7 protein-coding genes are annotated in these 9,264 nt (G+C 55.5%); 4 read left to right on the forward strand and 3 right to left on the reverse strand.

Going from position 1 to position 9,264, the window contains the following annotated elements; translation table 11 throughout:
• Positions 1-146 precede the first annotated feature (146 nt).
• Together FHS27_RS29585 and FHS27_RS29590 are read right to left on the reverse strand one after the other, a co-directional pair.
• Positions 147-353 (reverse strand): hypothetical protein, encoded by a 207-nt coding sequence (locus FHS27_RS29585; RefSeq protein ID WP_184309859.1) that lies wholly within the window; start codon positions 351-353, stop codon positions 147-149.
• Positions 354-480: 127 nt separating this feature from the next.
• Entirely contained in the window at positions 481-1,689 is a 1,209-nt protein-coding gene (locus FHS27_RS29590) for a DUF1559 domain-containing protein (RefSeq protein ID WP_184309861.1), read from the reverse strand.
• Positions 1,690-1,994: 305 nt separating this feature from the next.
• On the opposite strand from FHS27_RS29590, the gene FHS27_RS29595 reads away from it, so the two are divergent.
• The 3 genes from FHS27_RS29595 (at position 1,995) to yegS (ending at position 5,515) form a co-directional block, all read left to right on the forward strand.
• Positions 1,995-2,570, forward strand: coding sequence for a sigma-70 family RNA polymerase sigma factor (locus FHS27_RS29595; protein WP_184309863.1), 576 nt, complete (start codon positions 1,995-1,997; stop codon positions 2,568-2,570).
• Between the two features lie 41 nt (positions 2,571-2,611).
• Entirely contained in the window at positions 2,612-4,273 is a 1,662-nt protein-coding gene (locus FHS27_RS29600; protein WP_184309865.1) for a FecR domain-containing protein, read from the forward strand.
• A gap of 330 nt (positions 4,274-4,603) precedes the next feature.
• The gene (yegS, locus tag FHS27_RS29605; RefSeq protein WP_221225488.1) at positions 4,604-5,515 is read left to right on the forward strand and encodes a lipid kinase YegS; all 912 of its coding nucleotides are present in this window, start codon (positions 4,604-4,606) and stop codon (positions 5,513-5,515) included.
• A gap of 91 nt (positions 5,516-5,606) precedes the next feature.
• Here yegS and FHS27_RS29610 read toward each other — a convergent pair whose 3' ends face one another.
• On the reverse strand, positions 5,607-7,907 hold the full coding sequence (locus FHS27_RS29610) for a mechanosensitive ion channel domain-containing protein (RefSeq protein WP_246421298.1): 2,301 nt from the start codon (positions 7,905-7,907) through the stop codon (positions 5,607-5,609).
• A 628-nt stretch (positions 7,908-8,535) separates the two neighbouring features.
• On the opposite strand from FHS27_RS29610, the gene FHS27_RS29615 reads away from it, so the two are divergent.
• Positions 8,536-8,709 (forward strand): hypothetical protein, encoded by a 174-nt coding sequence (locus FHS27_RS29615; protein ID WP_184309871.1) that lies wholly within the window; start codon positions 8,536-8,538, stop codon positions 8,707-8,709.
• Positions 8,710-9,264: the final 555 nt, after the last annotated feature.

Here is a 9,264-nt window from a genome sequence, read left to right on the forward strand (position 1 = left end):
AATGTCCTCACCCTTCCTAATGAAAGGTGCAGGCGGGTCGGCATCTCGCACAGCCGGGGATTGCTGCAATCACTGATGCGATTCCTATACCCGGCTACGGGGAACGTGTGAGTTGCCGACGCACCTGAGACAACCCGTTTGGCGGGTTATTCTTTCGGAAGATTGTTGATGTCGCGATCACCACCGGCCATGTCGTTTGCCATCCTGCGTTGCTCTTCTTCAATCGTTGCTCTCATGTCCGCGATCTCTTGCTCGCTGGCACCGTCGAGGGAACTGGAGGCACCTTTGTCGGCACAACCAACACTGAGGAAGAAGGCCAATGAGAGAGCCGAGAAAAATACAAATCGAGTCATTGCGAACTTTCGGTTAATCGGAATAGGACAGTTGAAATGACACGAGGCTTCGGGCCCTGTCGCTCGAAGCCTCGTGACGTAGATCAGGTGACGTAGATCAGGTGACGTAGATCAGACTGAGGAGGACCTAGAATTCCTCGTCAATGGTTTCCTTCGCTGCACGGCTGCCGAGCGCCCCCCACAAACCGTAGGGGCTTTGAGCACCAGGTTGATTGTTGTTGGCAGCATTGCCCCAGCGATGGACCATCGGAGCGGTTGAGTTACCAGCTTCAATTGAGTCGGTGATGAACTTCACAGCACCGTCGCCCATCAGGACGTGAACACCGCCTTGGTGGCGGCTCGATGGTGGCAGAACAACCAAGTCGACTCCGCGATCGTAACCGCAAAGCTCTTTGTTCGGTGGCAGAATCGTCGTCATCATGGTGTGCAGTGGCAGGCGGTTTGCCCATTGATAGCCACGACCGTTTGACGAGCTGTCGACGGTTACGCCGGAAGCCCAGAATTGAGGACGTTGAGCGTCGACGTTCGTACCTTCGCTACACAGTGACGGGTTGTCGCGAGGACCAGGGTAGTTCCAGCTTCCGTCCAGCGAGATCGTTCGCTTGTCACGATCGCCGAGGTCGGTTGCAATTTCGCCCATCGCAATGGTGTTTGACAAGCCATCAAGGATGTCACGAAAACGCATTTTGGTGTAGCAAGAGAACACACCACGGTCACCGGCACGATGTTCTTCCGCTTGCGCCGTGTTCAGAGGCTGCCAAGGGGCATCTTTGCGGCCACCGTACAGAAGCCAACGCCCTGCGTCGCCACCACAGGATGCGTAGTTTGTTCGGCCTGCGGCTGGAAGCCCTTTCCCTGGATCGCTCGGGCAACGGAAGGTTGGGATCTCGGTGCTGTAGGGTTGATAGTCCAACCAATTTTGCATGCTCGGTCCCATCGCGGGGTAATCAACCGTTCCGTCTTTGTTGTAGTCGTTCGGATTACTGATCACTTCCCAAATCGCTTGCTGTTCGATGAATGGGGTGAGGCCAACCAACGCTGACAATTGGTTTTGGTTTGCTCGGGTCGTGTTGGCCCACCAACTGGCACCGCCACCGGTCAACGATCCGTCTTCGGTTCCAGCACCATGCAGCGGAAGTTGATTGTACGCGCTGTGATAGTTGTGTAGCCCGAGACCGATTTGTTTGAAGTTGTTACTGCAGCTCATCCGACGTGCTGCTTCACGAGCGGCCTGAACGGCGGGTAACAACAGCCCGACCAAAACACCGATGATGGCGATCACCACCAGCAATTCGACAAGAGTGAAACCCGAGCGGGTCGAAGAAGTCTTTTGCATTAAATCGCGTCCTTAAGAAAGATGAAAAGTGATGTAGGCGGAGGCGACCAAGTCCATAGACATCAAGGCATAAGCCTCACTCGGCTCTCAACCGAAGTTCAACGTCACGGCCTTTAGCGGCTCTCAATGGTACTCTCCACTACCCATCGTTGCGTGTCGAATAAAAACGCCAAAAATTCAAAAACAAAGTTATGATGCCCAACCTCTAAATTTTTCTCTTAGAATACCGACACTTTTTCCATGTTGGTGGCAATAGCTATTGTCGCCAACAAACTGTCGCTTGCCCTATAGATCATGGTCCAGCGATGATTCGCAGCGTTAGAAGCGGTCAGTTTGAGGGCGTGATGCCGATACCCGATGAAGTCAGTGAACAGTTTGTCAGTCTCCTCACCATGCACCAAAGCCAACTCAAAGGGTTTGTCTTTTCAGCGCTTGGTAACCGAGACGACGCGCAAGACGTGCTACAGAAAACAAACCTCACTCTATGGAAGAAGGCGGGCGAGTACCGAGAAGGCTCACCGTTTTTACCTTGGGCGTTTGGTGTCGCCCGATATGAGGTGCTCGGTTATTTGCGAGATCGAAATCGCGAGCGAGAACGTGTCGTCTTCCATACCGATGTGGTCGACATGCTATGCGAAATCGCGGACACGGACATGGAGTTATGGCCGGATCGGCAACAGGCACTTCACCGGTGTTTGGAATCACTTGACGACGAGACACGCCACGTCTTCGGGATGCGGTACGCAGACAACTTGTCGCTGCAACAGATTGCAGAGACGACCAACAAAACGATCGACGCCATCAAAAGCTTAATGTTGAGAACTCGCAAGTCGCTCAAAAAATGCATCGATAATCGGCTTGCAACCACTGAACCTAATTAGTTTCGCGATCACAACCTCACCAATTCTGTTGAGCCCCAATTATGAAGTCTGCCGAACAGTGCCGGAGGGTCGAGGAACTGCTCCAGCTTTCACAATGTGGCGATGCAACTGTTGACGAGACCGAAGAACTCAATGATCTGCTTCGTCACAACGAGGAACTCCGATACGTTGTGGTGCGATCTCTGCAATTCGACTCGATGCTGCAGGAAGAGTTTCAGGTTCGCAACACCGCCATTCAATTTGAAAACGCATCACCCTCCAGTTCACATCCGATCGTCACGCCATCGAGAAAGCAGGTATCGTCCTCTGACGATTCATCATTTCTAGGTCCGTGGGTCCTCATGCTCGCGGCGACCATCATTGGTATTTCGGTGGTGTACTCGACGCTGCTGTACAACAATAACCAAGCGTCCGTGCAGTTAGCCAGCCTCAGCACCCAACCGATCCTTTCGATATCCGATTGGTCATTCCAAGATGTCGAAAACGTCATGACGGTGACCTTCCAGGAGGATGCTCAGTGGGACGATGAAGTCGAGGTCGGCGACGTGCTTAGCTTCGGCCGCGTTCGACTGCGACGGGGCGTCGCTCGTCTCAATACCGTCTACGGCGCGGTTGTCATCCTCGATGCCCGCGAACGCCCCGTCCTTGTCCAGATCGGCGTGGATCGATCGCTCACCGTCCACGAGGGAACCGTCTTTGCAAAAGCCTACGACCAAGCGCTCGGATTCACGCTACGAACACCGACCACTAGCGTCGTTGACATTGGAACGGAGTTCGCGGTATCGGTCGAACCCGACGGCCAAAGTGACGTGACGGTATTGCAGGGAGCCGTGACTTGGTTGCCGATCGATCGTGCGCCTCATTTTGGTCGATCGATGATTGCGGAAGGCAAATCGGTTCGTTTCAAATCGGCCTCCGACAATCACGGCACGCTGCTCGACGACACCGATGCTCATATGAATGACCTAAAAGAATTTACAACGCGAATCAACAGCCGAGAAAATCACGAACAACCTATCTTGCACGAGTCGTTTGAATACCCACTAGGCGTGATGCGAAAAGATGAAGGTGGCTATGGATGGGCGGAGCCGTGGTTCAAGCATTCGCTTCCAGAGAGCCCACCAAACGGAGTCATACGCCAAGGAGGCTATCTCATCGAGCCGGCATGGTTACAGCCCAGCTCGCCCCGATACACGGTCGTGTCACTGGCGTCGGTGTCCGCGCGTTCGTTCATAGAGCCGATTGATCTTAGTGTCGACCAGGACGTCTACTTCAGCTTTGTCATGCGAAAACGCGTGATCCAATCTCCCCGTGATGACCGATGCGGGGCGGGTATCGCATTGAGATCAGGGTTCGACGTGAAGCGATTCGGCGTGTCAATCGACATGCGAGAAAACCTCACGTTATTCAGCGGAACCGAACACTCTGGCGGCAAAACGCTCAAGCCTGATCAGACCTATCTGATCGTGGTCAAAATCGTGTTGCGTGATGATGAACCCGATCACATTTTCGCAAAGGCATACTCCGAGTCGGCTCCGCCCGCGGCATGTGAACCAACAGACTGGGACGCGGTCGGACTACCATTCGCCCACGATGGCGTGGTTGACCAAGTCCGGCTTTGGTCTGACGCGACCGCCATTGCCGCATTCGACGAACTCCGCCTCGGGAAATCGTGGAGTTCAGTCGTTCCGATTCGGCATTGATCCGTATCTCATCGTCTTCAGAACGCGGCGAACGTAGAGCGTTTCGCTGGTCCACGAGACCGTGCATATCCCTGATGCAGGTTCACGCTGGCGGTCGATATTGTGTTATGTTGTCCAAGACCAACTGCGATCCGCCTGTTCAGCAGACGCCGATTCGAACTCCGGGCATTGACCTGCGACCGCGAAGCTGCGTGGGCACAAGAATTCTCGCGTTGTGTTCCAGGGTGACCCAACGTGGGAATTCACGAAGCTGGTCAATAGTGGGTCGAAGTTGGCCAATGGTGGCTACTCGAGCCGAAACTCTCGAAATAACAAACAGCGAGCAGTTGAATGGCGGACGATAAAAGGATGCGGCTGATCATCAACGGCAAATCGGCAGGCGATCCTCAGTTACGTGCCGCAGTCGCACAACAACGCGGCGCCGGCCATGTCATCGAGGTTCGTGTCACCTGGGAAAGCGGCGATGCAGCCCGATACGCCGCCGAAGCAACCCGCGAAGACGTTGACGTCGTGATCGCGGGCGGTGGCGATGGCACCGTCAATGAAGTCGTCGGGGGGATCCTGTCCGTTGACCACCCTCATCAGACCGCCGTTGCGGTGTTGCCATACGGCACGGCGAACGACTTTGCTGCGGGCTGCTCGATTCCCATCGGAGACCCTTTAGCGGCACTTACTATGGCGGCAACGGGAACACCAGTCTCAATCGATGTCGGCCGGGCAAACGATCGCTATTTCGTGAACGTTGCGAGCGGTGGTTTTGGCGCCGAAGTGACGACGAACACACCACCGGAACTTAAGAAAGCGATTGGTGGTGCGGCATATTCGTTGATGGGAATCGTCACTGCCGCAAAGGCTTCACCGCACCATGGACGCGTCACGCTGCCCGATGGCACGTCACGCTCTGGTGATGTTTTGGTGATGACGGCCGCCAATGGGCGCCAATGCGGCGGCGGGCAACGAGTCGCCCCGAACGCTTTGTTAAACGATGGCCTGCTCGACTTCATGATCATCCATGACGTCGACATTCAATCGTTTGGCAAAGTGCTGTCCGAAATCCTGACGCTCGACAGCAAAGACAATCAACACGTCTCGTACGTGCAGCTCCCTGAATTGAAAGTGGAGTTTGACAATCCTTTTCAAGTCAACCTCGACGGAGAACCGGTGCGATCGCACGAGTTCGTGTTTCGCATTTGCCCTCGCGCGATCCGATTCGTTCTTCCGGATGCCGCACCGCTGCTTTAGATCAAACTCGGTTGCTCCGCTCATCTTTGGTTCACGGGCGTTCGCCCTGCGGAACGCGCGGGCCTCTTTTTCGATTCACCGAGGGGTTGAACTAAGCGACTCGATTCCGCTTACCGCGACTGCGACGCGAATCATCGGTTAGTGTGTCGAACTGATCGAGCATCGGTGGTTGCGTCGGCTGCGTTTTGGCGAGCAGGTCACGTTCGGAGAGATAGCGACGAACAATCCGAAGTAGTGAGTCGCGGTAGTTCTCCGCATTCTGTCCTTCTTCGATCCAGGCCCGGACTTCGATCCGTTGCGATCGCTTACCCACGCACACGAGAGTGGCCTGAGGCGTCGGCGTGAGCAGCACCTCGTCCTGTTCAATCACCAACTCAGTCAGTGTGCGACAGATATCAGCGGGTCGCTCATCGCGGCTCACGGCGACCTCAAGAGGAATCACACTGAGCCGACCGGCACCACGCCAGTTCACGACCTCGGATCCGACAAAGTTCTGGTTTGGAATAATGACCTCACGCCCATCGTCGTCCGATAAGACCGTGGTTCGAAGACGCTGTGCCGCGACGCGGCCACGAACGTTTCCGACCGTAATGAAATCGCCCAACCGTGCTGGTTTCTCAAACAGCACGATCAGCCCACCGAACAGGTTTCGCACCATGTCCTGCAACCCAAAACCGAGCCCGATGGTGAGGCCGACGGCCAACCACTGAATCGTTTGCCATCGGATTCCGATCCATTTACAAGCGATAAAACAACCGATGCCGAACAGCAGGAACCGGCCCAGCACGAGCGAAAAGTGCTCCATCGCTTCGTCGAAGGACACCCGCTGCAACACCAACGCGTCAAACAACGCAGGCAATAGCTTTGCCAGTTGGAACGCGACGAACAAAGTCACCGCCGCGAGCAACAGGTGGACGACGGTGACCGGAGTGGTTTCGACAACACTGCTGGTGATCGTTTGACCGCTCGCGTCGGTCGTCGATTGGGTAACCGTGTCTTGCACGTTCCAAACAACCGGGTTGCCCATTCGCACGTTCGGGAAGATGTCGATCCACAACCAACCGATTCCAACGATCGCCCCAAACACCAAGGCACACTGACATAAGAACGCGAGGTGGTGTTTGAGTTCGAGGTAATGCTCGCCCAGCACACCGCTCACGGAGGAACCGGCTGTGTCGGGCAACTCGCCGTAACGGTCGCGTTCTGCTTTCGCCGGTGTTGCCCCCGTTAGCATCGCCCACGCCTGTGACGACAAGATTTTTGCCGCCGGCCACAACGTTGCGGCGACCAACAGACTGGACATCGTGAAGATGGCTTTTTGAATCAACTCATACGCGGTGAACGAGTACCCGAGCGTTGACAGCACGATCATGGCCAACGGAAAACCGATACCCGCGAAATAGATAACGAACCGAATTCGGTGGATCACGCTGCCACCGAACTTCGCGATCAACGGCTCGAGAAAGCCACCAGCCGGACGGAGCGACAGATGAGCCGTCCACGCCACCAATGCCATCGCCAACAGGAATCCGAAACGGGCCGTCGAATCACGCCACGCACCGTGATCCATCTCGCCAACGAGCGTCACGACATAGGCGGCCAAGACCAACCCCAATCCGATCACTTTCAGGTACGTCGATGCTCGCTCTCGCCGAGGCAATTCGACGTCGACATGTTTTTCAACGAATCCTGAACCACGTAATAATTGACGCGGCAGTTCCACCATCAACGCCACTAAACTCGCGGCGTAGATACCACTCGACGCGTTCAAGGTGGATTCGGAGACGTAACCGTTACTGAGCCAGCGGGCGATCAAAAACAGAATACCTGGAAAGGCAAACGCAACTACAACGGTCAGCACACTGGCAACGACCTTGCGAGCATCCGGTGTCGCGTCCTTCATACGTCTGCGTTCCCCAACCGCGATGACCGCGATTTTGGCACGCCATCGAAGGAACGCGATCAGAATGATCGACGCGATCAGACCGATACCTTCGACCGGGCTGGATGACCATTTTCGTTGAATCGAATAACCAAACGCGGCACTACGCGACGAGTCGAACAAGGCCGACATGCCCTGCCCCAAACGTTTAACGTCGCTCACCGCGAGAGGACTGCCACTGCGGATCCATGTAATGTGACGATCGATCAGAGTTCGATAACGCGTCACGAGGCTGGCGGCGGCGGTTGTCGTTGAATCAAGCTCGCCGAGCTTTTGCTGATAATCTTGATAGCTCTGCCGCAACGTGGTGAGCCACTCGTTTCGCTCCCGAAGGAGCATCTGAAGCTGTGAATTCATCTCTGAGTAGGCGGGGGCTGTCGAGGCAATTCCCGCGTTGTCGAGCAGTTCTCTCGCTTGAGCGACCGCGTTTGATCCATCATGACGAACCATCTCAATCTCGAGTTGCTGTGCTCTCGACCGAGCAAGCTCTTGGCTGGCAAAAAGATTCGACGAGTCATCGACTTGCCACTGATCGAGTTGTTCCCGTCGACTGCGAAGCAGCATGCCGATCGTTGGCGTCAAACCATAGTGGTTCAGTTTCGCGGTGATGTCGTCGAGATCACTGGTCGTCTTGCTGAGTTTGGAAGTCGCATCGTAGACCCGATCGGATAGATCCGCATGCAACTCGGCCAATTCGATCCATTGCTCGACGTAAGATGCGTTGTCGATAGCGACCCGGGCAACCGGATCGACGTCGTTTTCTCCGAGACGCCTAAAACGTTCGGCGACCTGAAGTGCCGATTCGATTCCATTGATCCGGTACGGCGACGGGGTGCTAACGGCAACTCGCGGACGGTTATCCTGTTCGTTGTAAAACGTCGATCCGGAGTACCGAGCAGACCGAGGCACCAAATCAGGACGGCTGGATATCGACGAGGAGTTAACGAGAGTCGTCGATTGAACGAGAGCTGGCGGTGTCACCAGGGACGGCGGAGTGACCAACCCAGATGATCGCCGTTGGTTCCGTGGTGCGTCCGACCGCGACTCGGATGAATACGCGTCGTTCGGTGAGTAAGCCTTGTTCGTCGACCGCGACGTGTTCGCAGGCGAGGCATTGGTCGGGGACGACGTCGTGCCCGTGGGATACGTGGCACCTGCGGAGTACGTTATCCCCGTCGGCGATGAAGTCCCCGCGGGATACGAAACGCCCGCGGAGGAAGTGCCATCCGGATGTGTGACGCCTGACGGATAGGTTGCCTGCGATCGCGTTGGGTAAGAATTCGTAGGATACTGGTTAACCGAATACGGAGTTCCCACCGAATGATTGGGATAAGTCGTCGTATTCGAATTGGAATAAATGATTTGCTGAGCGGCTCCGTGATTCGCTGCCGCAAAGAGAGCAAGAATCCCACAAATCCAGACCAACGAGATGCGGCCGTGCGAAAAAAAGGAGCCAGCACGAGGATCGCGATGACGAGACGAACGATTGAAGTGGGTCGTCATTGACCACGAGCCTGGTGTTGGGGACGAGCGAAAGGATGGCCTTTATCGAGTCCGACGGACGGACTGCGGACTGTTCCATACACGATTTGCTCCTACCAGCTCCATATCAATCGTGTTTCACGCGTCCGGAAGGGTGCATGACCGGGTTTGCAGCTTGAATTGGGGTCGGCTTAGAATCTCCGGTGATTTACAATCTCGAGCGTACAGCCGGGGAAGCTAGGGGCTTTGGGTGACTCTTTAAAGGATATTTGCCATGGAATCGGCACCGAACCAACCGACCGCTGAAGATATTGCTGACCTCGTC

Origin of the sequence: Aporhodopirellula rubra (assembly GCF_014192335.1) — a bacterium.
Taxonomy (GTDB): Bacteria; Planctomycetota; Planctomycetia; order Pirellulales; family Pirellulaceae; genus Rhodopirellula; species Rhodopirellula rubra.